24 protein-coding genes are annotated in these 23,525 nt (G+C 75.0%); 13 read left to right on the top strand and 11 right to left on the bottom strand.

Features of this window, described 5'->3' with window-relative positions; translation table 11 throughout:
* Positions 1-67: 67 nt before the first annotated feature.
* The 3 genes from JD78_RS09945 to ppgK form a co-directional block, all read right to left on the bottom strand.
* Positions 68-292, bottom strand: coding sequence for a DUF7455 domain-containing protein (locus JD78_RS09945; protein ID WP_208104066.1), 225 nt, complete (start codon positions 290-292; stop codon positions 68-70).
* Positions 293-854: 562 nt separating this feature from the next.
* Positions 855-2,168, bottom strand: a complete 1,314-nt coding sequence (locus JD78_RS09940) for an RNA polymerase sigma factor (RefSeq protein WP_228394867.1) — start codon at positions 2,166-2,168, stop codon at positions 855-857.
* A gap of 343 nt (positions 2,169-2,511) precedes the next feature.
* Positions 2,512-3,255, bottom strand: a complete 744-nt coding sequence (ppgK, locus tag JD78_RS09935; RefSeq protein WP_153355923.1) for a polyphosphate--glucose phosphotransferase — start codon at positions 3,253-3,255, stop codon at positions 2,512-2,514.
* 76 nt (positions 3,256-3,331) lie between these two features.
* Here ppgK and JD78_RS09930 point away from each other — a divergent pair, with 76 nt between their 5' ends.
* On the top strand, positions 3,332-4,180 hold the full coding sequence (locus JD78_RS09930) for an inositol monophosphatase family protein (RefSeq protein ID WP_153356343.1): 849 nt from the start codon (positions 3,332-3,334) through the stop codon (positions 4,178-4,180).
* A gap of 34 nt (positions 4,181-4,214) precedes the next feature.
* Here the strand turns inward: JD78_RS09930 and JD78_RS09925 are convergent, their stop codons facing one another.
* Both JD78_RS09925 and JD78_RS09920 read right to left on the bottom strand, forming a co-directional pair.
* The gene (locus tag JD78_RS09925) at positions 4,215-4,757 is read right to left on the bottom strand and encodes a LytR C-terminal domain-containing protein (protein WP_153355926.1); all 543 of its coding nucleotides are present in this window, start codon (positions 4,755-4,757) and stop codon (positions 4,215-4,217) included.
* A 30-nt stretch (positions 4,758-4,787) separates the two neighbouring features.
* The gene (locus tag JD78_RS09920; protein WP_153355929.1) at positions 4,788-5,834 is read right to left on the bottom strand and encodes a phosphotransferase family protein; all 1,047 of its coding nucleotides are present in this window, start codon (positions 5,832-5,834) and stop codon (positions 4,788-4,790) included.
* A gap of 272 nt (positions 5,835-6,106) precedes the next feature.
* Between JD78_RS09920 and JD78_RS09915 the strand changes: the two genes are divergently transcribed.
* The 7 genes from JD78_RS09915 (at position 6,107) to JD78_RS09885 (ending at position 10,934) form a co-directional block, all read left to right on the top strand.
* Positions 6,107-6,406: a DUF4193 domain-containing protein gene (locus tag JD78_RS09915; protein WP_153356348.1), complete on the top strand. Its 300-nt coding sequence runs from the start codon at positions 6,107-6,109 to the stop codon at positions 6,404-6,406.
* Between the two features lie 88 nt (positions 6,407-6,494).
* Positions 6,495-7,436, top strand: a complete 942-nt coding sequence (locus JD78_RS09910; RefSeq protein ID WP_153355932.1) for a hypothetical protein — start codon at positions 6,495-6,497, stop codon at positions 7,434-7,436.
* Between the two features lie 27 nt (positions 7,437-7,463).
* A complete protein-coding gene (gene dut, locus JD78_RS09905; RefSeq protein ID WP_228394868.1) occupies positions 7,464-8,021 on the top strand; it encodes a dUTP diphosphatase in 558 nt (185 codons plus the stop codon).
* Between the two features lies 1 nt (position 8,022).
* Entirely contained in the window at positions 8,023-8,874 is an 852-nt protein-coding gene (locus tag JD78_RS09900; RefSeq protein WP_153355935.1) for a DUF3710 domain-containing protein, read from the top strand.
* Positions 8,871-9,668: an alpha/beta hydrolase family protein gene (locus tag JD78_RS09895; protein WP_153355938.1), complete on the top strand. Its 798-nt coding sequence runs from the start codon at positions 8,871-8,873 to the stop codon at positions 9,666-9,668. The genes JD78_RS09900 and JD78_RS09895 overlap by 4 nt, the downstream gene beginning before the upstream one ends.
* Positions 9,665-10,093, top strand: a complete 429-nt coding sequence (locus JD78_RS09890) for an OB-fold nucleic acid binding domain-containing protein (protein ID WP_228394869.1) — start codon at positions 9,665-9,667, stop codon at positions 10,091-10,093. Before JD78_RS09895 ends, JD78_RS09890 begins: the two co-directional genes overlap by 4 nt.
* Before the next feature lie 7 nt (positions 10,094-10,100).
* The gene (locus JD78_RS09885) at positions 10,101-10,934 is read left to right on the top strand and encodes a DUF3159 domain-containing protein (protein WP_228394870.1); all 834 of its coding nucleotides are present in this window, start codon (positions 10,101-10,103) and stop codon (positions 10,932-10,934) included.
* A gap of 18 nt (positions 10,935-10,952) precedes the next feature.
* On the opposite strand, the gene JD78_RS09880 is transcribed toward JD78_RS09885, so the two are convergent.
* Positions 10,953-11,621: a potassium channel family protein gene (locus JD78_RS09880; protein WP_153355941.1), complete on the bottom strand. Its 669-nt coding sequence runs from the start codon at positions 11,619-11,621 to the stop codon at positions 10,953-10,955.
* Positions 11,621-12,289: a potassium channel family protein gene (locus JD78_RS09875; protein ID WP_153355944.1), complete on the bottom strand. Its 669-nt coding sequence runs from the start codon at positions 12,287-12,289 to the stop codon at positions 11,621-11,623. Before JD78_RS09875 ends, JD78_RS09880 begins: the two co-directional genes overlap by 1 nt.
* Before the next feature lie 187 nt (positions 12,290-12,476).
* Between JD78_RS09875 and JD78_RS09870 the strand changes: the two genes are divergently transcribed.
* Both JD78_RS09870 and JD78_RS09865 read left to right on the top strand, forming a co-directional pair.
* Positions 12,477-14,513, top strand: coding sequence for an APC family permease (locus tag JD78_RS09870; RefSeq protein ID WP_153355947.1), 2,037 nt, complete (start codon positions 12,477-12,479; stop codon positions 14,511-14,513).
* 43 nt (positions 14,514-14,556) lie between these two features.
* Complete coding sequence (locus JD78_RS09865) at positions 14,557-15,819, top strand: class I SAM-dependent RNA methyltransferase (RefSeq protein WP_323368769.1); 1,263 nt, start codon at positions 14,557-14,559, stop codon at positions 15,817-15,819.
* Positions 15,820-15,900: 81 nt separating this feature from the next.
* On the opposite strand, the gene JD78_RS09860 is transcribed toward JD78_RS09865, so the two are convergent.
* Together JD78_RS09860 and JD78_RS09855 are read right to left on the bottom strand one after the other, a co-directional pair.
* The gene (locus JD78_RS09860; protein WP_153355953.1) at positions 15,901-16,554 is read right to left on the bottom strand and encodes a class I SAM-dependent DNA methyltransferase; all 654 of its coding nucleotides are present in this window, start codon (positions 16,552-16,554) and stop codon (positions 15,901-15,903) included.
* 102 nt (positions 16,555-16,656) lie between these two features.
* Positions 16,657-17,094, bottom strand: coding sequence for a hypothetical protein (locus JD78_RS09855; protein WP_153355956.1), 438 nt, complete (start codon positions 17,092-17,094; stop codon positions 16,657-16,659).
* 163 nt (positions 17,095-17,257) lie between these two features.
* On the opposite strand from JD78_RS09855, the gene JD78_RS09850 reads away from it, so the two are divergent.
* From JD78_RS09850 to JD78_RS09840, 3 genes are all read left to right on the top strand, one after another.
* Complete coding sequence (locus tag JD78_RS09850; RefSeq protein ID WP_153355959.1) at positions 17,258-17,626, top strand: hypothetical protein; 369 nt, start codon at positions 17,258-17,260, stop codon at positions 17,624-17,626.
* Positions 17,627-17,729: 103 nt separating this feature from the next.
* The gene (gene dxs, locus JD78_RS09845) at positions 17,730-19,652 is read left to right on the top strand and encodes a 1-deoxy-D-xylulose-5-phosphate synthase (protein WP_153355962.1); all 1,923 of its coding nucleotides are present in this window, start codon (positions 17,730-17,732) and stop codon (positions 19,650-19,652) included.
* The gene (locus JD78_RS09840; protein ID WP_228394871.1) at positions 19,649-19,951 is read left to right on the top strand and encodes a thiamine-binding protein; all 303 of its coding nucleotides are present in this window, start codon (positions 19,649-19,651) and stop codon (positions 19,949-19,951) included. The genes dxs and JD78_RS09840 overlap by 4 nt, the downstream gene beginning before the upstream one ends.
* Before the next feature lie 102 nt (positions 19,952-20,053).
* On the opposite strand, the gene JD78_RS09835 is transcribed toward JD78_RS09840, so the two are convergent.
* Together JD78_RS09835 and JD78_RS09830 are read right to left on the bottom strand one after the other, a co-directional pair.
* Positions 20,054-22,132, bottom strand: coding sequence for a 3-hydroxyacyl-CoA dehydrogenase NAD-binding domain-containing protein (locus tag JD78_RS09835; RefSeq protein ID WP_153355965.1), 2,079 nt, complete (start codon positions 22,130-22,132; stop codon positions 20,054-20,056).
* On the bottom strand, positions 22,129-23,364 hold the full coding sequence (locus JD78_RS09830; protein ID WP_153355968.1) for a thiolase family protein: 1,236 nt from the start codon (positions 23,362-23,364) through the stop codon (positions 22,129-22,131). Before JD78_RS09830 ends, JD78_RS09835 begins: the two co-directional genes overlap by 4 nt.
* Positions 23,365-23,525: the final 161 nt, after the last annotated feature.

The following is a 23,525-nucleotide window of genomic DNA, read 5'->3' as shown; positions in this document are numbered from 1 at the left end:
GGGGGCGGGGAGTCGGCGGCTTCGTCGAGTGAGGGCTTCATCGCTGGCGCGACGATAGAGGCCCTCCTCAGTTGCTGAAGCGCGCCTCGCCGTCTGTGTCGATGATGTCGACGGCGATGTCGCGGAGCTTGCTGTCGTACTCGCGGGCGTGGTGCCCGCAGAACACGAGGTCGCTACCGTTACCGAGGACCACGCGCACCTTGGCCAGAGCCCCACAGCGGTCGCAGTGGAAGGGAACGACGAGGTCGTCGGTGGGCGGGGTCGTCGTCAGCGTCTGGGTCATCTGGCTCATCACTCGCTCTCTACCGCACGGACCCGCGGCTGCGGATCGGCCTCCTGCACAGCGCCAGGATGGTCCCTCGTGTTCCCGATCCACACTCCGGTGTGCACGGACTCGCCGATTGAGATGAGTACGTGACCGACGGGGCGCAGTGGTGCTGGTGATCGGGTCAGCAGGGGACGACACTGGTTCCGGAACTCGGTCCGGGTTGTTCACGTACTGGTCGTGCTGCGCCGGCCGAGGCCGGCGGTGGGTCCGCTGCTGTTCTGACGGGGCCCACGCTACGCCGTCTACCCGGTCCGCGCCGCCGCACACCGCGCCGTCACCCGTCAGAGGCGGGCGCGTCGCCCGGCCAATGTCGACACGTGGCGCCGTCGGACGACGCGGAGGCCCGTGCGGCCGCCGCTGCCGGGCGCGACACCATCCCGGAGGACCCGATCCCGGAGGACGCCATCCCGGAGGGCACGGCCGGCCCCTGGAGGCGCGTGGCCGGAGCAGAAACGCAGCGGGGCCCCCGAGCGAACCGCTCGGAGGCCCCGCTGTCGGCCCGTCCAAGGGAGGACGGGGTCCGTGCTCAGTCCAGGTAGTCGCGCAGGACCTGCGACCGGCTCGGGTGCCGGAGCTTGGACATCGTCTTGGACTCGATCTGCCGGATCCGCTCGCGGGTGACCCCGTAGACCTGCCCGATCTCGTCCAGCGTGCGCGGCTGGCCGTCGGTGAGGCCGAAGCGCAGCCGGACGACGCCGGCCTCCCGCTCCGAGAGGGTCTGCAGCACGCTGGTGAGCTGGTCCTGCATGAGGGTGAAGCTGACCGCGTCGACGGCGACGACCGCCTCGGAGTCCTCGATGAAGTCACCGAGCTGGCTGTCGCCCTCGTCGCCGATGGTCTGGTCGAGGCTGATCGGCTCCCGGGCGTACTGCTGGATCTCCAGCACCTTGTCCGGGGTGATGTCCATCTCCTTGGCCAGCTCCTCCGGGGTGGGCTCGCGGCCCAGGTCCTGGAGCAGCTCGCGCTGGATGCGACCGAGCTTGTTGATGACCTCGACCATGTGCACCGGGATGCGGATGGTGCGGGCCTGGTCGGCCATGGCGCGGGTGATCGCCTGGCGGATCCACCAGGTGGCGTACGTGGAGAACTTGTAGCCCTTGGTGTAGTCGAACTTCTCGACCGCGCGGATCAGGCCCAGGTTGCCCTCCTGGATCAGGTCCAGGAACGCCATGCCGCGGCCGGTGTAGCGCTTGGCCAGCGAGACCACCAGGCGGAGGTTGGCCTCCAGCAGGTGGTTCTTGGCGCGCTCGCCGTCGCGGACGATCCAGTTGAGGTCGCGGCGCATCTGGGGGGAGAGCTTCTGGCCCTCCTCCTCGACCTGGCGCAGCCGCTCGGCGCCGTAGAGCCCGGCCTCGATCCGCTTGGCGAGGTCGACCTCCTCCTCGGCGGTGAGCAGCGCGACCTTGCCGATCTGCTTGAGGTAGGCGCGGACGGAGTCGGCGGAGGCGGTGAGCTCGGCGTCCTTGCGCGCCTGGCGCAGCGCCTCGGACTCCTCCTCGTCGTCCCACTCGAAGTCGGTGCCGCCCTCGGCTTCCTTCTCCTCGGGCTCGGTGACCGCGACACCGTCCTTGCCGGTGACGACGGTCTCGTCGAGCTTGAGGCCCTCCGCGCCGGCGTCGACGACGGCCACCGCGGCGCCGTCGGAGGCGACGGCGGTCAGCACGGTGCCCTCGCCGGTGCCGGGAGAGGGGGTGATGCTCGGCTTGCGCGCCGGGGCCTTCTTCGCCGTGGTCTTGGCGGCTGCCTTCTTGGCCGGGGCCTTCTTCGCGGCTGCGGTCACGGTTGCGGTGGACTGCGACGTGGCGCTGGAGCGCGCGGCGACCGTCCTGGGGCGGCTCACGGCGGCTGCTTCCGGACCCTGCTGATCGGCGGGCACTCAGGTTCCTTCCCGTACTGCGGTGCGTTCCTCGAGGACCGTGTGGCCCGCGGGCAGCGGCCCCGGCGCCGGCCCGGCGGCAGGACCCGACGACGGAACCCCCGGTGTTTGGCCGGGTGATCGACAGGGGATGTCCTGCTGGCTGGGGGAGAGGCGATGGTGGGGCTCTTCCATTGTAGCGACGCCCCGGCACCGGTCCACTGGTTCTCGCCGGGAAGGGGCCCCGTCACCTGCGCCGTCCCCCCGCGGGGGGAGACCCGGGGACCTACCGGGGGCCCGGCCGCACCGCCGCCGGCCCCCGGCGCGCTCACTGGCCGATGTGCTGCTCCGCGGCGAGGGCCGCGCCCACGATGCCGGCGTCGTTGAGCAGCTGGGCGGGCACCACCCGGGTGCGGGTGGACAGCAGCGGCACCCACTTGTCGGACTTCTTGCTGACCCCGCCACCGACGATGATCAGGTCCGGCCACAGGCTCAGCTCGAGCACGTCGAGGTACCGGTCGACGCGCTTGGCCCACTCCGGGTAGCTCAGGCCCTCCCGCTCGCGGGCGGAGGCGGAGGCGCGCTTCTCGCCGTCCTCGCCGTCGACCTCGATGTGCCCGAACTCGGTGTTCGGTACCAGGCGCCCGTCGATGAACAGCGCGCTGCCGATGCCGGTCCCGAAGGTGAGCATGAGGACCAGGCCGCGCTCCTCGCGGCCCGCGCCGTAGGCCATCTCGGCGATGCCGGCGGCGTCGGCGTCGTTGAGCGTCTGGACGGTGCCCGGGATGACCGCCTCGAGCCCGGCGGCCATGTCGGTGCCGATCCAGCTCTTGTCCATGTTCGCGGCGGTGTACGCCTCGCCGTGCTTCATCACCCCCGGGTAGGTGACGCCGATGCGCCCCTCCCAGCCGAACTGGCCGACGATGTCGGCCACCACGGCGTAGACCGGGTCGGGCAGCGCCGGCTGCGGGGTGGGGATGCGCACCCGTTCCCCGACCAGCTCGCCCTTGTCCAGGTCGACCACGCAGCCCTTGATGCCGCTGCCACCGATGTCCACTCCGAAGCCCTGCACGGGGGGAGGCTAGCGACCTCCCCGGGACGAGGGCACGCAGGTCCGGTGCACGGGTCGGGCAGGATCCCTCTCCGTGATGACCTCCGGCGCGACGACGCCCACCCCCGGCCCGGACTCGCCCGACCTGTCCACCGAGCTGCTCGAGCTCGCCCGGGCCACCGCCGAGGAGGCCGCGGCCCTGGTCGGCGCCGGTCGCAGCACGGCGGCCGAGCAGGTCGACACCAAGTCCAGCCCGGTCGACGTCGTGACGGCCGTGGACACCGCCAGCGAGGCGCTGATCGTGCGCCGGCTGCTGGAGGCCCGGCCCGGGGACGGCGTCCTGGGCGAGGAGGGCGCCGCCCACGAGGGCACCAGCGGGGTGCGCTGGGTCGTCGACCCGATCGACGGCACCGTCAACTTCCTCTACGGGCTGCCGGCGTACGCGATCTCCATCGCCGCCCAGGTCGAGGGCCGGACCGAGGTCGGCGTGGTGCTCAACGTGGCCACGGGGGAGCAGTTCACCGCCGTCCGCGGCCGGGGCGCCTGGCTGACGGCGCCCGGGGCCGCGGCGACCCAGCTGCACGGCAGCGCACCGGCGTCGCTGGAGCAGACGCTGGTGGCCACCGGGTTCGGGTACCGCGCCGAGCAGCGCCGGCTGCAGGGCGCGGTCGTCGCCCAGCTGCTGCCCGAGGTGCGCGACATCCGCCGGGTCGGCTGCGCGTCGCTGGACCTCTGCGCGGCCGCCGCCGGCCGGGTCGACGCCTACTACGAGCTGGACCTCAAGCCGTGGGACCACGCGGCCGGGGCGCTGGTGGCCGAGGAGGCGGGCCTGGTGGTCACCGGCACCGCCGGCCGGCCGTTCGCCGAGCCGATGGCGGTGGCGGCGGCGCCGCAGGTCGCCGGGGCGCTGGTCGAGCTGCTGGAGCGGCTGCACGCCGACCGCTGAGCGGTCCGGTCCGCGGACCGCGCGGGGCCCGACCTCAGCAGGTGGGGTCGGCGCTCGCCGCGGGGGCCAGCGCCGCGGCAACCTGCTCCGGGGGAGCGAGCTCGGCGTAGTCCGGGCCCAGCACCACGTCCACCCGCGCGTCGGCGCGGGTGTCGGGGCGTTCGGTCACCCCGGGCACGAAGACGGTGAGGAAGTCGGCCGCCTCCCGGCCGCGGGAGCCGAACCGCAGCTCACCCACCCCGGTGACCTCGGCCCCGGAGTCGTCATTGCCGACCTCGTCGACGACGAACCCGCGGGCCACGAGGGCCTCGGAGACCTCACCGGCCAGCCCGCCCCGGTCGGTGGCGTTGAGCACCCGCAGCGTCACCGTCGCCGGGTCGAGGGACGGCGGCGCCTCGTCGGCGTCGCTGCACGCGGCCGCCTCGGCCCGGTCGCGGGCGCGCTCGTCGCCCAGCACGTTCCACCAGACGCCGAGGGCGGCGAGGGCGAGCACGAGCAGGAAGACCAGCGCCGGCAGGGGGCGGCGACCCCGGGTGCCGGGGGGACGCCGCGTGCTGTCACTTCCCGGCTCGCTCACGGCGTGTGACTCTAGTGGCGGGTGGGGTCGCTAGAGCGCACCGTCGGCCAGTGCGGCGCGTCCCCGGTCCACGCAGGGGCCGATCTTCTCCGCGAAACCCGTGGTGTCCTTCCCGGCCATGGCCCCGGCGCGGGACCGAGCCACCACCCCGGCCACGATGGCCGCGAACTTGAACCAGGCGAAGCCGACGTACCAGGACAGGTCGCCCAGGTCCGCCCCGGTCCGATCGGCGTAGCGCTGCGCCAGCTCCCGGCGGGTGGGGAACCCGGGCAGCGCGGTGACCGGGGAGATGGTCAGCCCGGCGTCCTCACCGGCCTGCGGCCAGTAGACGAACAGCATGCCCAGGTCGGTGAGCGGGTCGCCCAGGGTCGACATCTCCCAGTCCAGCACCGCCCGCACCCGGCCCGGCTCGGCGGGGTCCAGCAGGCAGTTGTCCAGGCGGTAGTCGCCGTGGGTGATGCCCGACCGGGTGCTCATCGGCACCCGGGCGGCCAGCTCGGCCGCGAGGGCGTCCAGCTCCGGGCGGTCGGTGTCCCGGGTGGCCTCCCACTGCGTGGTCCAGCGGCGCACCTGCCGCTGCAGGAAGCCCTCCGGCCGACCGAAGTCGGCCAGGCCCACGGCGGCGGGGTCGACCGCGTGCAGGTCGGCCAGCACGTCGACGAGGCCGTCGGCCACCGCGCGGCGCTGGGTGGGCTCGTCGGCGTAGCCGGGGGGCAGGGCGGTCGCCACGTGCACGCCGGTCACCCGTTCCATGACGTAGAACGGCGCACCCAGCACGCCGGGGTCGGTCTCCAGGTGCACGGTGCGGGGCACCGGCACCGGGGTGGGCGCCAGGGCGGAGATCACCCGGTGCTCGCGCGCCATGTCGTGGGCGGTCGCCAGCACGGCGCCGGTCGGCGGCCGGCGGAGCACCAGGGAGTCGTCTGCCGACCCGCCCGCGGGGGTGATGACGTAGGTGAGGTTGGACATGCCCGCGGTGATCAGTTCCACCCGCACCGAACGCCATGCGTCGTCGCCGAGCACGCGGGCCAGATGAGGCCCGAGGACGGCCGGATCGGCACCCACCGGAGTCGCCATCGGCGCAGGGTAGCCTCTGGCGCTCCCCGTGCTGAGCGGCCGTCCGGCGGCCGCTCCGTGCGCCCGATGTGTCGCCCCCGCACGGGCGGGCACAAACCGGGGCCGGACCACGTTGGGGGGCCTGCCGGAGTGCTGGCGTCCACCCGTGGGCCCCGGCCGGCGACAGACCCTCCGGCCGCTCCGGCAGCCGGGACCACCGGCCGGTGGTGCTCAGGTGCCGCCGGCGACGAACGGGCAGCACGCCCGCGATGAACAGAGAGAAGGGGCACCCCATGGCCACCGACTACGACGCCCCCCGCCGCAACGAGGCCGACGAGCTCGGCGAGGACTCCCTCGAGGAGCTCAAGGCCCGCCGGGCGGAGGCGCAGTCGTCCTCGGTCGACGTCGACGAGACCGACTTCAACGAGAACCTCGAGCTCCCCGGCGCCGACCTCTCCAACGAGGAGCTGACCGTCCGGGTGCTGCCCAAGCAGGAGGACGAGTTCACCTGCTCGCGCTGCTTCCTGGTGCAGCACCGCAGCCGGCTCGCCAGCACCCGTGGCGACCAGCTCTTCTGCCGCGACTGCTCCTGACGGAGGACCCCCGTGCCCCCCGCCGCCCGCACGCTCGCGGCGGGACCCGGCGCGGGGGCCGTTCCACCACCTCACCGGGGGGAAGACCATGAGCCAGTCCGATCACCGGAGCAGCGCGCCGCGGGACGTCCCGCCGCCGCGCCCGGTCGGCGGCACCGAGCAGGAGCCGGTGGTCGGCGAGGTCGTCGGCCCGGGGCTCGGGGCGGCGGCCCGGGCGCTGGCCGACGCCGTCGCCGCGCTGCTGGGCCGGGACGCGGCGCCCGGCCCGTCGGCGACCGCCGGGTCGGCGCAGGACCGGGGCGGTGCGGCGGCCGCCGGGCGGGTGCTGTCGGAGGTGGCCGGCGCCCTCGCCGGTGCCGCCCGCTCGGCGCGCAACGGCGAGGACCGCGCCGCCGGCGCGGGCCGGTCGCAGGGGGGCAGGTCCCACGGGGCGACGGCGCCGGGCGGCCTGCTGGGCGACCTGCTCGACGCGGCCGCCCCGCGGCTGCCCATCCGGGACCGGGCGCGGCTGCGGGCCGCCCACCCTGGCGCCACCGACGAGGAGATCGCCGAGGCGCTGGTCGCGCGGGCGGCCCGCCTGACCGGCGGCGTCGGCGCGGCCACCGGTGGACTGGCCGCGGCCCAGTGGTTCGCCCCGCCCACGATGCTCGCGGTGCCGCTGGAACTGGGCGCGCAGACGGCCCTCACCGCCGCCGTCGAGGTGGTCCTCGTCGGCGAGCTGCACGAGCTCGCCGGCCGGCCCGCCCCCGGGGACGCACGCCGGCGGGCCTCCGCCTACCTCGCCAGCTGGAGCACCCAGCGGGCCGTCGGCGCGGCCTCCTCGGGCGGGCTGTTCGCGATGATCGGCTCGGCCGGCGCGGCCGCGCTGCGCCGCCAGCTCACCCGCCGCCTGGCGCGCAGCACCACGTCGCTGGCCCCGCTGCTGGTCGGTGCGACGCTGGCGGCGCGGGGCAACCGCAAGGCGACCGTCGCGCTGGCCGACCGGGTGCGCGCGGACCTGCGGACGCCGCTGCCCCCGCCCCGGTCCTGAACCGCGCGGCGCGGCTAGCCTCGCGGCGTGTCCGCACTCCCTCCCGGCTCCCCGGTCCCGGCCGACGACGACGTCGTCGACGTGCCGGTGCTGCTCACCGGGGCCGGTGCGGTGGCGCCGGTCTACGCCCTGCCCGGTGACGCGGGCGCCGACCTCTGCCTGGCCGAGGACGTCGAGCTCGCCCCGCACCAGCGGGCGCTGGTCGGCACCGGGGTGGCGGTGGCCATCCCCGCCGGGTACGCCGGGTTCGTGCACCCGCGCTCCGGGCTGGCCCACCGGCTGGGCCTGAGCCTGGTCAACGCCCCCGGCACGATCGACGCCGGCTACCGCGGTGAGATCAAGGTGAACCTGGTCAACCTCGACCCCCGCACCACGCTCCGGCTCTCCCGCGGCGACCGGGTCGCCCAGCTGGTGGTGCAGCCGGTGGTGCGGGCGCGGTTCGTGCCGGTGACCGAGCTGCCGCGCAGCGAGCGCGGCAGCGGCGGCCACGGCTCCACGGGCGGCGCCACGGCGCTGGCCGCAGACCCCACGGCGCACGCCGCAGACACGGCGCCGACCCCAGACCACGTGGAAGGACGGCCCTGAGATGCCCATCGGACGACGGCGCAACCGGATCGACCGGACCCTGCGCGAGCGCGGCGTCCCCCCGGACCCGCAGATCCGCGAGCGGGTGGAGGTGGGCACCGCGGGGCCGTGGGACGCCGCCGACGCCCCGGACGACGGGATGCCGCGCATCGACCTCGGCTCGTTGCGGCTGCCTGCCGTCCCGGGCATGGAGCTGCGCGTGGAGGTCAACCAGCAGCAGCAGGTGGTGGCCGCCACGCTGCGGGCGGGGGAGTCGCTGCTGCAGGTCTCGGTGTTCGCCGCCCCGCGGGCCGGCGGGCTGTGGGACGAGGTCCGTGCCGAACTGGCCCGCAGCGCCAGTGGCCAGGGTGGTCGGCTGGCCGAGTCCGAGGGCCCGTTCGGCCCCGAGCTCTCCGGCACGGTGGTGGCGACGACGGCCGGGCAGCCCGGCCAGCCCGCGCCGAAGCCGGAGCGGCGGGCGGCCCGGTTCCTCGGGGTCGACGGTCCGCGGTGGTTCCTGCGCGGGCTGCTGAACGGGCCGGCCGCGGCCCCGGACGGCGACCCGTCCGCCCTCGAGGAGGCGTTCCGGCAGATCGTGGTGGTCCGGGGCAGCGAGCCGATGCCGGTGCGCGACCCGCTGCCGCTCAAGCTGCCGGCGCAGGCCGCCGAGCAGCTGGCCCGCCAGCAGCAGGCCGGTCGCGCGGCGGCCCCGCGGGCCGCCCGCCCGGCGGCGCCACCGGTGACCCCGCCCGCTGCCCGACCGGTCAGCCCGCCCCCCGCGTCGCCGGTGACCCCGCCGGTCACGCCGCCGGCCACCCCGCCCCCCGCGTCGCCGGTCACCCCGCCCACACCCCCGGCCGGCGCCGCCGGGTGAGCGCCCCGGCGGTGCACCGCTACGGGCCCGCGAGCGACCAGTTCCTCGAGCTGACCCTGCCGGACGGCGACGGGCCGGCTCCGGTGGCGGTGGTCGTGCACGGTGGCTTCTGGCGGGCCCCCTACGGCATCGAACTGGCCCGCCCGCTCGCCGCCGACCTCGCCGGTCGCGGGTGGGCGGCCGTCGCGGTCGAGTACCGCCGGGTCGGTGCCGGCGGCGGCTGGCCCACCACGCTGGCCGACGTCGCGGCCGCGGTGGACGCGCTGCCCGACCTGCCCGGGGCCGACCGCCTGGACCTCGACGACGTGGCCGTGATCGGCCACTCGGCGGGTGGGCACCTGGCCGCCTGGCTGGCCGGGCGTGGCGCGCTGCCGCCCGGTGCCCTCGGTGCGGGGCCCCGGGTCCGGGTGGCCACCGCGGTGCTCCAGGCCGGGGTGCTCGACCTGGCCGCGGCAGCCGCGGCGGGGCTGGGGGACGGTGCGACCCAGGAACTGCTCGGCGGCGGCCCGGACGACGTCCCCGACCGGTACGCCGTGGCCGACCCGGCGCGGCTGCTGCCCACCGGCGCGGCGACCCTCTGCGTGCACGGCCTCCAGGACACCTCCGTCCCACCGGCGCAGAGCGAGCGGTACGCCGCGGCGGCCGGGCGGGCCGGCGACCGGGTCGACGTCGACCTCGTGCCCGGTGACCACATGGTCCTGATCGACGTCGCCGCCGGCCCCTGGCGACGCACCGTCGCGTGGCTCAGCACACGCCCGACAGCCGCCCGGCACGGCACTACCCTGGGCTCGTGACCGAGACCAGGACCCAGGGCGGGGCCGATGCGCGCAGCGGGGCACCGGCCGCCCAGCCGGGCGCGCGGGGCTGGCTGTCCCGCACCCTGCAGAAGCTCACCGCCGACGACCACGAGGTCGATGCCCGGGCCCTCCAGTCCGACGTCGCCTCCGCCGGTTGCGAGCCGCTGAGCCAGTGCCGCAAGGGCGAGGTGGTCACCGTCACCGGCCGGCTGAAGTCGGTGGTCTACACCCCGCGCGAGACGGTCCCCACCCTGGAGGCCGAGCTGTTCGACGGCTCCGGGTCGGTCACCCTGGTCTGGCTCGGCCGGCGGCGGATCCCCGGCATCGAGCCCGGCCGGCGGCTGACCGCCCACGGCCGGTTCGGCGCCTTCGAGGGGCGGCGGGTCATCTACAACCCGCGGTACGAGCTGTGCGCCGGATGACCCGACGGTGACCGGGCCCACGGGAGCGGGTCCCTCGGGCTCCGGTCCGGCCGGCGACCCGGCGTTCACGTTCGACCGGCACATGGTGCTCGACCAGCTCGGCGGCTGGCGCGGCATGGTCGACGCCTCGCTGCCGACCGTCGCCTTCGTCGTGGCCAACGCCGTCGGCGGTCTCCGGGTCGGCATCTGGACCGCGGTCGCCGCCGCGGTGCTGGTGTTCCTGCTGCGGCTGGTCCGCCGGCAGACCGTCCAGCAGGCGATCAGCGGCCTGTTCGCCGTCGCCGTCGCCGTCCTGATCGCCTGGCGCACGGGGGAGGCCCGGGACTTCTTCGTCCTCGGGATCGTGCGCAACGCCGGCATCGCGCTGGTGCTGCTCGGGTCGCTGCTGTTCCGCCGGCCCCTGGTCGGCGTGGTCGCCGAGTGGCTGGCGCCCAGCCACCTGGGGGCCATGTCGGGTCACCGGCTGTCGTCGCTGCGCGACCGGCTCCCCGGTCGCCGCGCCCCGGTGCCCGCGGTCGACGTCGACGCCGCCGCGGAGGAGGTCGTCCGGGCGCGGGAGCCGGACGTGGCCCCGGAGGTGCACTGGCGCGACGACCCGCGGATGCTGCGGGCCTACTCGTGGCTGACCGTGCTGTGGGGCGCGGTGTTCCTGCTCCGCGCGGCGGTCCAGGGGCTGTTCTGGTGGCAGAACGAGGTGGGCTGGCTGGGCACCTCGTCGGTGGTGCTGGGCCTGCCGGTCACCGCCGTCCAGCTGGTGGTCACGCTCTGGGTGGTGGCCCGCCTGCACCGGCACCGCGCCGCGGAACCCGCGGCCGACGAGCAGCAGCGTCCCGCGGCCTGACCGGCCGGCGGGGCCCGGTCAGCAGCTCCCGTCGGGGCAGAGGGTGCGCTGGAGCTCCTCCTCGATGTCCCCGTGGGTGACGAACAGCAGTTCGTCACCGGCCTCCAGCGGCTCGTCGGGGGCCGGGGTGATCACGCGGTCGCCGCGCAGGATCGTGGTGAGCACGGTCTCGCGGGGGAGCGGCACCTCGCGCAGCGGCCGGCCCACCCAGGGGGTGTCCTCGGCCAGCGTGATCTCCACCAGGTTCGCGGCGCCCTTGCGGAAGCTCATCAGCCGGACGACGTCGCCGACGGTGACCGCCTCCTCGACCAGGGCGGCCAGCACGCGCGGGGTGGAGACGGCGACGTCGACGCCCCACGCCTCGGTGTAGAGCCACTCGTTGCGCGGGTCCTTGACCCGGGCGACGACGCGGTTGACCGCGAACTCGGTCTTGGCCAGCAACGAGACGACCAGGTTGGCCTTGTCGTCCCCGGTGGCGGCGATGACCACGTCGCAGGTGGCCAGCTGGGCCTCCTCGAGGGAGGAGACCTCGCAGGCGTCGGCCTGCACCCACTCGGCGCCCGGTACGGCCTTGGGCTTCACCCGGGAGCCGTTGCGCTCGATGAGCATCACGCTGTGCCCGTTGCCGAGCAGCTCGGTGGCGATGGAGCGGCCGACGGCGCCGGCCCCCACGATGGCGACCCGCATCAGTGGTGCCCCCCTGCGGCCGGGCCCTGCATCGTCTGGTGCACCCGGTCGGTGATGTCGTCGGTGGCGGCGACGACCAGGTGGTCGCCGGTCTGCAGCACGGTGGTCGGGGTGGGCAGCTGGGCGTCCCCGAAGCGGAGCAGCCAGGCGGCGCGGGCGCCGGAGGCGGCCTCCAGCTCGGTCAGCGGCCGGCCCACCCAGGCATCGGTGACGGTGACCCGCATGAGCAGCACCTGCCCGGTGGGTTCGCGCCAGATCTCGCTGACCTTCACCGACAGCAGCTCGCGCATGAGCCGGTTCACCGTCCAGGGGACGGTGGCCACGCTCGGGATGCCCATCCGCTCGTAGACCTCCGCGCGCTTGGAGTCGTAGATGCGCGCGACGACGTGCTCGACGCCGAAGGTCTCCCGGGCCACCCGGGCACTGATGATGTTGGAGTTGTCCCCGCTGCTGACCGCGGCGAAGGCGCCCGCGGAATCGATGCCGGCGTCGAGCAGCGTCTGCCGGTCGAAGCCGAGCCCGGTCACCTGCCGGCCGCCGAACTCCGGGCCGAGCCGGCGGAACGCCTCGGGGTCCTGGTCGATGACCGCGACGCTGTGCCCGATCGTCTCCAGGCGCCGGGCGATCGCCGACCCGACGCGGCCGCAGCCCATGACGACCACGTGCACTGTCCCACCCCGCCTGATCGACACCTCGTGCCCGCGCGCAGCGCCCGGGCTCCAGCGGGCGAAGCTACACCCGCGAGGAGGCCGGGGCGGCCGCGCAGGGCCGCCGGTGACCCGCCCGGGGGCCCGTGTGAGTGAGGTCGCCCCGTCGCGGCGTCCAGCGGCCCCGCGCGTCCGTACCATCGCCGCCGTGCCAAGCCTGTCCGACCTCGGACAACTCCCGAAGCGACTCGTCCTCGGCCGGCCGGTCCGCAGCGACCGGGTCGGCGAGTCGCTGCTGCCCAAGCACCTCGCGCTGCCGATCTTCGCCAGCGACCCGCTCTCCTCCGTGGCCTACGCCACCCAGGAGATCCTGATCGTGCTGACGCTGGCCGGGACGGCGTTCCTGTTCCTGGCGCCGTGGCTCGCCGTCCTCGTGGTCCTGCTGCTCACCGTGGTGGTGCTGTCCTACCGCCAGGTCGTGCACGCCTACCCCTCGGGCGGTGGCGACTACGAGGTCGCGATGAAGAACCACGGCCAGTTCGCCGGGCTGACCGTGGCCAGCGCCCTGCTCACCGACTACGTGCTCACCGTGGCGGTGTCGGTGTCGGCGGGCACGGACAACATCATCTCGGCGTTCCCGACGCTCAACGAGCACCGCGTGCTCATCGCCGTCGGCCTGGTGGCGCTGCTGGCCGCGGCCAACCTGCGCGGGCTGCGCGAGTCGGGGAAGACCTTCGCCGTCCCGACGTACCTGTTCGTCGCCGGGATCATGGTCATGATCGTCACCGGCCTGGTGCGGGACTTCATGACCGACTCCCCGGTCGTCGCGGAGAGCGCCTCGTGGTCGATCACCCCCGAGCCGGGCTACGAGACGCTGGGCGGGCTGGCGCTGGTCTTCTTCGTGCTGCGCGCCTTCGCCTCCGGGTGCACCGCGCTGACCGGCGTCGAGGCGATCGCCAACGGGGTGCCGGCCTTCCGCCCGCCCAAGAGCAGGAACGCCGCCACCACGCTGGCCCTGATGGGCGGCATCGCGGCCACCATGTTCGCCGGGGTGACGGCGATGGCGCTGCTGGCCGACGTCAAGTACGCCGAGCACACCTGCGACCTGGTCGGTTTCCCGGGCGACTGCGAGACCGACCCGCAGCGCACGGTGATCGCCCAGCTGGCCGCGGCCACCTTCGGCGGGGACACCTCGGTCGGCTTCTTCTACATCCAGGCGGCCACCGCGCTGGTGCTGATCCTGGCGGCCAACACCGCGTTCAACGGCTTCCCGCTGCTCGGCTCGGTGCTCGCCCAGGACCGGTTCATGCCGCGCCAGCTGCACACCCGCGGCGACAAGCTGGTGTACAGCAACGGGATCCTGCTGCTGGCCGGTTTCGCGGCGCTGCTCATCGTCGCCTTCGACGCCGACCCGAACCGGCTGATCCAGATGTACATCGTCGGCGTCTTCACCAGCTTCAGCATCGGGCAGTGGGGCATGGTCCGGCACTGGAACCGGGAGCTGCGGGGCACCGAGGACCGGCAGCAGCGGGCCCAGATGCGCCGCTCGCAGCTGATCAACACCATCGGTGGCTCGATCACCACGATCGTCCTGGCGATCATCGTGATCACCAAGTTCACCCGCGGGGCCTGGCTGGTCATCCTGGTGATGCCGTTCATCTACCTGCTGATGCGGGCGATCAACCGGCACTACTCGAACGTCTCCCGCCAGCTGGTGCCCGACACCGACGCCCGCACGCTGCCCAGCAAGGTGCACGCGGTGGTGCTCGTCTCCAAGGTGCACAAGCCCACGCTGCGGGCGCTGGCGTTCGCGCGGGCCACCCGACCGGACGTGCTCACCGCGCTGACGGTCAACGTCGACGACGCCGAGACGCGGGGGCTGCAGGCCGACTGGGACCGCTACGACATCCCGGTGCCGCTGACCGTGCTGGAGTCGCCCTACCGGGAGATCACCCGGCCGGTCGTCGACTTCGTCAAGGACATCCGCCGCTCCAGCCCGCGGGAGCTGGTCGTGGTGTTCGTGCCGCAGTACGTCGTCGGCCACTGGTGGGAGAACGTGCTGCACAACCAGAGCGCGCTGCGGTTGCGCACCCGGCTGCAGTTCCAGCCCGGCGTGATGATCACCAGCGTGCCGTGGCAGCTGGAGAGCTCGATGGGCCACGACGGCGCCCCCGCCGGGGGCCCGGCGCCGGGCGACCTGCGGCGCGGTCTGACCGACGAGAACGAGCACACGCCCTATGGGTAAGGACCCCCGTGCCCCCCACCACTCGCGAGCTCGCGGCGGGCCCCTGCACGGGGGCCGTGCGGCGGGTGACGGTAACTGGCTCGGGGCACGTTTCGTCGTGACCGTCGGCCCGGTCGCGCACGGCGGGCACTGCGTGGCCCGGCACGAGGGCCGGGTGGTCTTCGTCCGGCACACGCTGCCCGGCGAGCGGGTGGTCGTCGAGGTCACCGAGGACCGGCAGAAGGGCTTCTGCCGCGCCGACGCCGTCGAGGTGCTGGCGGCCGCTGCCGACCGGGTCGAGCGGCCCTGCCGGTCCAGCGGGCCCGGGCGCTGCGGCGGCTGCGACTGGCAGCACGTCAGCCACGCCGGCCAGCTCCGGCTGAAGGCCGACGTCGTCCGGGAGCAGCTGTCCCGGCTGGCCGGGCTGGACGTCGACGTGACGGTCGAGCCGCTGCCCGGGGGGCCGCTGCGCTGGCGGTCGCGGGCCCGGTTCGCCGTCGACCGCACCGGGTCGCCCGGGCTGCGCCGGCACCGCTCGCACGACGTCGTCCCGCTCGACGACTGCCCGATCACCGCCGAGCCCGCCGCGCAGGCGGTGCTGTCCCGCCGCTGGCTGGACGCGGGCGCGGGCGCGGTGGACGTCGCCCTCGACTCCGCCGGCGTCGTCACGACGACGACGCTGGACCGCCGCGGCCGGCCGCTGGAGACCCAGGTGCTGCGGCCGGGCGCCGAGGTGCCCGAGGAGCCGGCCGGCCGGGCGCAGCGCACCGCCGGCGGCCGGGACTGGGAGGTCGAGGGCACCGGCTTCTGGCAGGTGCACCCGGCCGCCGCGGACGCGCTCGTCGCCGCCGTCGCCGGGTTCGCCGCGGTGCAGCCGGGGGAGACCGTGCTGGACCTCTACGCCGGCGCCGGGCTCTTCGGCGGGGCGCTGGCCCCCCGGGTCGGCGTCGACGGGCGGGTGGTGTGCGTGGAGTCCGACGAGGCCGCCTGCGCCGCAGCCGACGCCAACCTGGCCGACCTGGCCCAGGCAGAGGTGTGGCAGGGCGACGTCGACGCCGCCGGGCTCACCGAGCTGCTCGGCGACCTGGGCCGCCCCGACGTCGTCGTGCTGGACCCGCCGCGGGCCGGCGCGGGGCCGGAGGTGAGCCGGGTGATCGCCGGCGCCCGACCCCGGGCGGTCGTCTACGTGGCGTGCGACCCCGCGTCGCTCGCGCGGGACGTCGCCGCGTTCGGTCGCGCCGGGTACCGGCTGGCCGAGGTGCGCGCCTTCGACGCCTTCCCGATGACCGCGCACGTGGAGTGCGTGGCGCTGCTCGTGCCGGCCTGAGCCGCGACTGCTGCGCTCTCGGGCTCTCCGGAGCCGGGAGGCCACGAGTCCGCAGATCGCGCTGGACCCCCGTTCGGCGGGCTACCGCCGGACGGCCAGCAGGTACGACTGCCGGGACTTCTCGTGGACGGAGCCGTCGGGCTCGCGGAGCACCCGGGCCCGCACGGCGAGGCCGGCGTCGGCCAGCTGCCGTTCCACCCGGCCGGGGTCCAGCCGCCAGCCGTGCAGCGAGATCTCGTGGCCGTAGCCCTGCCGGTGGTGCACCGGATCGTCGACCCCGGCCTGGAAGGCCAGCAGCAGCGGCGCCCCCGAGCCCAGCACCCGAGCCAGCTCGGCGAAGACCGCCCGCTGCCGCTCCGGCGGGGTGTGGATCACCGAGTACCAGGCGAGCGCCCCGGCCAGGCCGCCGTCCGGCAGGTCGAGGGCCTCGAGCGTGCCGACCGCGAACCGCAGCTGCGGGTGGCGTGCGCGGGCGACCTCGACCATGCCGGGGGAGAGGTCGACCCCGAACGCGTCCAGGCCGAGGCCGGCGAGGTGGGCGGTGAGCCGGCCCGGGCCGCACCCGAGGTCACCGACCGGTCCACCGCCGCCGGCGAGCACCTCCTCGGCGAACACGCCCAGCAGCGCCCGGTCCATCGGGCTCTCCGTGAGCAGTGACCGGACCAGCTGCTCGTAGGAGGCCGCCACCGTGTCGTAGGCGGCGCGGGTCTCGGTCACGTGTTCCGGTTCGCCCACCCGCGGCACCGTACGGCGGCCTGCCGGCGGTTCACGCGTCGCCACTCGAGCACGGTGGAGCGGGTGCGCTGAGCCGCGAGACCGGAGATCTCGCCTGCGGCGTCAGGCGCTCGCGCGGAGCCGACGCCAGGCGGCGGGGGCGGCCGATCCGTAGGCCACGCGGATGTACCGGCCGAGCTGGGCCACCGGACCCGTCAGCTCGGGATCCGCCCGCCCCACCCGTCGCCAGACCAGCACCACCAGGACGACGTAGCCCGCGACGGCCAGCAGTCCGGGCAGGACGACCAGCGGCTCCGAGGTGCTGGCCGACGTCCGGCCGGTCACGGCCAGCCAGCCCAGCGCGGCCACCTGGACCACCCAGAAGAGCGCGACGCCGGCGAGGTAGACCCCGGCCAGGCCGGGGGAGAAGACCGCGCGGGCGTCGCCGGCGAGTACCCGCCGGTCGCGCAGCCGGTGGAAGACCCCCACCAGGACCACGGTGACCACCGTCATCGCGATGCCGGACCACCCGCCGCTGATCGAAGCCGTCCCGCCGTCCACCCGAGCTCCCGTCCGAGAAGTCGTGCCCGAGCGCCCCGGGCGGTGATGATCATGGTCGACGGTGGCCCCGTGTGCAGGGTGGCGGACGACGGCCCGAGTCACGGTTCGAACACACGTGCGATCCGGTGTCGGCGCGGAGTCGGGCCGGCCGCACACTGGGTCGGTGAGCGACGCACTGCCCCCGGGGTGGCCGGACGAGGTCGCGCCGCCGGGCGCCCCCGACTGGGAGCAGACCGCCGTCGCCTGGCTCTACGACCTGGTGCCGCCGGACTACCGCGCCCACGAGGTGCTGCGCCGGTACCCGGTGCTGCTGGCCCGCTTCGCCGCCGACCACGTCGCCGCCGGCCTGGAGGCCGCCCGTGCCGGCTGGCGCACGGTGCGCGTGGAGCTGGCCGACCAGCTGCCACCGGACGCCATGGAGGCCGCGATGACCGCCTACGAGCGCGAGGGCGCCCGGCTGGGTCGCGCGGCCCGGGGGGTCGAGGTGGTCGCCGGGGCGCTGCGCGGCGAGCGCTGGGTGCCGCGGCTGTAGATCCGCCGCTCACCGGGCAGTCCACCGGTTCGCGGCTACAGTTGGGATCCCACCGGCCGTGCCCGCCCAGGCGCTGCCGACGTCGAGAGGACCCTGCCCCGTCGTGTCGTTGCTCAGCTCGCTGACCGGGCCCGCCGACCTCCGGGCGCTGCGGCCGGACCAGCTGCCCGTCCTGGCCGCCGAGATCCGCGACGCGCTGGTCACCAGCGTGGCGAAGACCGGTGGGCACCTGGGCCCCAACCTCGGCGCGGTCGAGCTCACCATCGCCCTGCACCGGGTCTTCGACTCCCCGCGCGAGCCGATCGTCTTCGACACCGGCCACCAGTCCTACGTGCACAAGCTCCTCACCGGGCGGCAGGAGGGGTTCACCCAGCTCCGCCAGCGCGGTGGCCTGTCCGGCTACCCGTGCCGGGCGGAGAGCGAGCACGACTGGGTCGAGAACAGCCACGCCTCCACCTCGCTGTCCTACGCCGACGGGCTGGCCAAGGCCTTCGCCGTCCGCGGCGACGTGCGGCCGGTGGCCGCGGTCATCGGTGACGGCGCCCTCACCGGCGGGATGGCCTGGGAGGCGCTGAACAACATCGCGGCCGCCCAGGACCGTCCGGTGGTCATCGTCGTGAACGACAACGGCCGCTCCTACTCGCCGACCATCGGCGGCGTCGCCGACGCGCTGGCCAGCCTGCGGCTGCGGCCCGGCTACGAGGAGGCGCTGGCCGCCGTCCGGCAGGCGCTGCACAAGGCGCCGGTGGTGGGCACCAAGCTCTACGACGCGCTGCACGCGATCAAGAAGGGCCTCAAGGACGTCCTGAGCCCGCAGGGCATGTTCGAGGACCTCGGCATGAAGTACGTCGGCCCGGTCGACGGCCACGACGTCGAGATGATGGAGCACGCGCTGCGCCGGGCGCGCTCCTTCGGCGGGCCGGTGATCGTGCACGCGGTCACCACCAAGGGGTTCGGCTACCCGCCGGCGGAGACCGACACCGTCGACGCCTGGCACTCCACCGGCGTCTTCGAGCCCGACAGCGGGCTCTCCTCGGCGGCCAAGGGCCCGGAGTGGACCGACGTCTTCGCCGACGAGCTGGTGCGGATCGGCGCCGAGCGCTCCGACGTCGTGGCGATCACGGCGGCGATGCTGCACCCGACCGGGCTGGCACCGTTCGCCGAGCGGTTCCCCGACCGCACCTACGACGTCGGGATCGCCGAGCAGCACGCGCTGACCTCGGCCGCCGGGCTGGCGATGGCCGGGCTGCACCCGGTCGTCGCCGTCTACTCGACCTTCCTCAACCGGGCCTTCGACCAGCTGCTGATGGACGTCGCGCTGCACCGGCAGCCGGTCACCGTGGTGCTCGACCGGGCCGGGGTCACCGGCTCCGACGGCGCCTCGCACAACGGCATGTGGGACATGTCGATCCTCTCCGTCGTCCCCGGCCTGCACCTGGCCGCGCCGCGCGACGAGCCGACGCTGCGCGAGGCGCTGCGCGAGGCGATGGAGGTCGCCGACGCGCCCAGCGTCGTCCGTTTCCCGAAGGGCGCGCTGCCGGTCGAGGTGCCCGCGCTGGAGCGCCGCGGCCCGGTCGACGTGCTGCGCCGGGCAGCGTCGCCGGAGGTGCTGCTGGTCGCCGTCGGCTCGCTGGTGCCGATGTGCCTGGCCGTGGCCGAGCGCGCGGCCGACCACGGCATCGAGGTCACCGTCGTCGATCCCCGCTGGGTGCTGCCGGTCGCCGACGAGCTGGTCGCCCTCGCCGGTGAGCACCGGCTCGTGGTCACCGTCGAGGACGGCGGCCGCGCCGGGGGCGTCGGTACGACGCTCAGCCAGGCGCTGCAGGACCGCGACTGCGACGTGCCGGTGCGCACCCTGGGCCTGCCGCAACGGTTCTTCGACCACGGCAGCCGCGGGCAGGTGCTGGCCGACGCCGGGCTCACCGAGCAGGACGTCGCCCGCCGCATCGTCGAGTGGGCGGCCCGGGTCGCCGACCGCGGCGCCGGGGAGAACCGGGTGGCCGACATCGAGGGTCAGCAGCAGTGACCGAGCCGACCGGCGAGTGGGTGATCGCCGAGATCCAGGTGGCCCCCTCGCCGCCGGGCACGCCGGACGACCGGCACGCCTTCGTCGAGGCGGCCGTCCGGGTGATCCAGGCATCCGGCCTGCGGCACGAGGTCGGTGCGCTGGGCACCACGCTCGAGGGTGACGCCGACGTCGTCTGGGACACCCTGCGCGCGGCGCACGAGGCGATGATGCTGGCCGGCGCCGACGGCGGGCTCTCCCACGTCAAGATCGCCTCCGTGCAGCGCACGATGGACAGCCTCACCCACAAGTTCCGCTGACCCGGCGGCCCGGCCCCCCGCACCAGGAGGCGTCCCCCCGCACCACTTTCCGTGCAGGGGGACGCCGTTCGATCAGGTCACCTGATCGAAGCCACGGGGGGCTCAGCCGGGCAGGGAGGCGACGCCGCGCGGCAGGAACCGCTGACCGGTGACCGCTTCGGAGACGCCCGCCCGGTCCAGGTACGCCGAGATCCCGCCCAGCCAGAACGGCCAGCCGGCGCCCAGGACCATGGCCAGGTCGATGTCCTGGACGGCCTGGACGACGCCCTCCTCCAGCATCAGCCCGATCTCCTCGGCCAGCGCCCGCTCGGCCCGCGAGCGCAGCTCGTCGGCGGTCAGCGGCGAGTCACCCGCGTCGATGCCGGCCAGGTCCGGGTCGATGACCCCGGGCTCGGTGAAGACCGAGGTCTTGCCGAGTTCGACCATCCGACGCAGCCCGGCGCCGACGCCGAAGCGGTCGGGGAAGGCCTCGTGCATCCGCTCGGCCACGTGCAGCGCGACGGGCGGACCGACCAGCGTGAGCAGCTCGAACGGCGTCATCGGCAGGCCCAGCGGCTCCAGCGCCGTCTCCGCGACCGCCACCGGTGTGCCGGCGTCCACGGCTGCGGTGACCTCGCCGAGGAACCGGGTCAGCAGCCGGTTGACCACGAACGCCGGGGCGTCGGCGACCAGCACGCAGGACTTCCCCAGTGCCCTGCCGACGGCGAACGCGGTGGCCAGCGTGGCGTCGTCGGTGCGCTCGGCGCGCACCACCTCCAGCAGCGGCAGGACGGCGACCGGGTTGAAGAAGTGCAGCCCGACGACCCGCTCGGGGTGCTGCAGCTGTGCGGCCATCTCGGTCACCGACAGCGCCGAGGTGTTGGTGGCCAGCACGCACTCCGCCGAGACCACAGCCTCCACCTCGGCGAACACCTGCTGCTTGACCGACAGCTCCTCGAACACAGCCTCGATCACCAGGTCGGCGTCGGCGAAGGCGGCCTTGTCCAGCGAGCCGGTGACCAGGCCCTTCAGGCGGTTCAGGGCGTCGGGGGAGAGCCGCCCGCGGCCGGCCAGCTTCTCCAGTTCGCCGTGCACGTAGCCGACGCCCTTGTCGACGCGGGCCTGGTCGACGTCGGTGAGCACGACGGGCACCTCGAGCCGGCGCAGGAACAGCAGCGCCAGCTGGGAGGCCATCAGCCCGGCGCCGACGACGCCGACCTTGGTGACCTTCCGCGCCAGCTTCCGGTCCGGCGCACCCGCGGGGCGCTTGGCCCGCTTGTTGACCAGGTCGAAGGCGTACAGGCCGGCCCGCAGCTCGTCGCTCATCAGCAGGTCGGTGAGCGCGTCGTCCTCGGCGGCCGTCCCGGCGGTGAAGCCGGCGTCACCGGCCCGGGCCCGGTCCAGCAGCTCCACCGCACGCAGCGCGCCGGGGGAGGCGTTGCGGGTGCGGGCGGTGACGAGCTGGCGGGCGCGGGAGATCGCGTCGTCCCACGCCGTCCGGTCGACCTCGGGACGGCGGACGGCGACGTCCCCGGAGACCACCCCGGCCGCCCACTCCAGCGAGCGCTCCAGGAAGTCGGCCGGCTCGAAGACCGCGTCGGCCATGCCCAGCGCGGCCGCCTTCGGCGCCGGGGTGACCTTGTTCTGCGCCAGCGCGTTCTCCACGATCACGGTGACCGCGGCGTCGATGCCGATCAGCTCCGGGAGCAGCTGGGTGCCGCCCCAGCCGGGCACCAGGCCGAGGAAGACCTCGGGGAAGGCGACGACGGCGGTGCTGGCGATCGTCCGGTGGTGGCAGTGCACGGCCAGCTCCAGGCCACCGCCCATCGCCGCGCCGTTGACGAACGCGAACGTGGGGATCGTCGAGTCCTTGAGCCGGCGGAACACCCGGTGCCCGGTCTCGGCGATCTCCCGGGCCTGGTCGCGCGAGGTGATGCCCGGGACGCCGGAGAGGTCGGCGCCGACGGCGAAGACGAACGGCTTGCCGGTGACCGCGATGGCCGCCGGGGCGGGGGAGCGGGCGGCGACCTCGTCGAGGGCGGCGTCCAGTGAGGCCAGCCCGCCGGGGCCGAACGTCGACGGGCGGGTGTGGTCGTGCCCGTTGTCCAGGGTGATCAGCGCGAGCTCACCGGCCAGCCCCGGCACGCGCAGGTACCGCACCTTCGATGCGGTGACGACCTCGTCGGCGAAGACGGCGCTCATGCCACAGCCCCTTCCCAGTTCGGGTTCTCCCAGATCACGGTGCCGCCCATGCCGATGCCGATGCACATGGCGGTGAGGCCGTACCGGACGTCGGGTCGCTCGGCGAACTGCCGGGACAGCTGGGTCATCAGCCGCACGCCGGAGGAGGCGAGCGGGTGACCCACGGCGATCGCACCGCCCCACGGGTTGACCCGCGCGTCGTCGTCGGCGATGCCGAAGTGGTCCAGGAAGGCCAGCACCTGGACGGCGAAGGCCTCGTTCAGCTCGAACAGGCCGATGTCGTCGATGGTCAGCCCGGCGCGGGCCAGCGCCTTCTCCGTCGCCGGGACCGGGCCGACGCCCATCACCTCGGGCTCGACCCCGGCGAAGGCGAAGCCGACCAGTCGCATGCCGACAGGCAGGCCCAGCTCTTGGGCCACGTCCTCGGCGGCGAGCAGGCACCCGGTGGCGCCGTCGTTGAGCCCCGCGGCGTTGCCGGCGGTGACGTGCCCGTGCGGGCGGAACGGCGTCTTCAACGTCGCCAGGCCCTCGACCGTGGTGCCCGGCCGCGGCGGCTCGTCGACGGTGGCCAGGCCCCAGCCGGCCTCGGCCGAGCGGGTCGCCACCGGCACCAGCTCGGGGCCGATCCGGCCCTCGGCCACGGCCGCCGCGTACTTCTGCTGGCTGGCGACGGCGAAGGCGTCGGCGCGCTCCTTGGTCAGGTGCGGGTAGCGGTCGTGCAGGTTCTCCGCGGTCGAGCCCATGACCAGCGCGGAGCCGTCGACGATCCTCTCGCTGACGAACCGCGGGTTCGGGTCGACGCCCTCGCCCATCGGGTGGTGGCCCATGTGCTCGACGCCGCCGGCGATGGCGACGTCGTAGGCGCCGACGGCGATGCCGGACGCCGTCGTGGTCACCGCGGTCATGGCACCGGCGCACATCCGGTCGATCGCGTAGCCGGGCACGCTCGTCGGCAGCCCGGCGAGCAGCGCGGCGGTGCGGCCGATGGTGAGGCCCTGGTCGCCGATCTGGGTGGTGGCGGCGATCGCCACCTCGTCGACCCGGTCCGCGGGCAGCGTGGGGTTGCGGCGCATCAGCTCGCGGATGCAGCGCACGACCAGGTCGTCGGCGCGCGTCTCGGCGTAGATGCCGCTGGGACCGGCCTTGCCGAACGGGGTGCGCACGCCGTCGACGAAGACGACCGGGCGCCCGCCGTGGCGCTGCGCGTGCGGCCGTTGCTGGGGGTGGGACACGCAGACCTCCGCGTCGAGTCCGGGCGCCGGATCGGGGGGCGAGCCGGCCGTCGCCGAAGTTACCCATTGGTAACCGAGAGGGCGAGTGCCACCCCCGTCGGGGTGACCGGGCCGCGCGGTTCTGGATCACGGTCCGGCAACGGTCCGGCAGTGTGCTTGCC

The sequence above is a fragment of the Modestobacter roseus genome, assembly GCF_007994135.1.
Taxonomy (GTDB): domain Bacteria; phylum Actinomycetota; class Actinomycetes; order Mycobacteriales; family Geodermatophilaceae; genus Modestobacter; species Modestobacter roseus.
The sequence above is the reverse complement of the archived record's forward strand: the minus strand, read 5'-3'. Positions and strand labels throughout refer to the sequence as shown.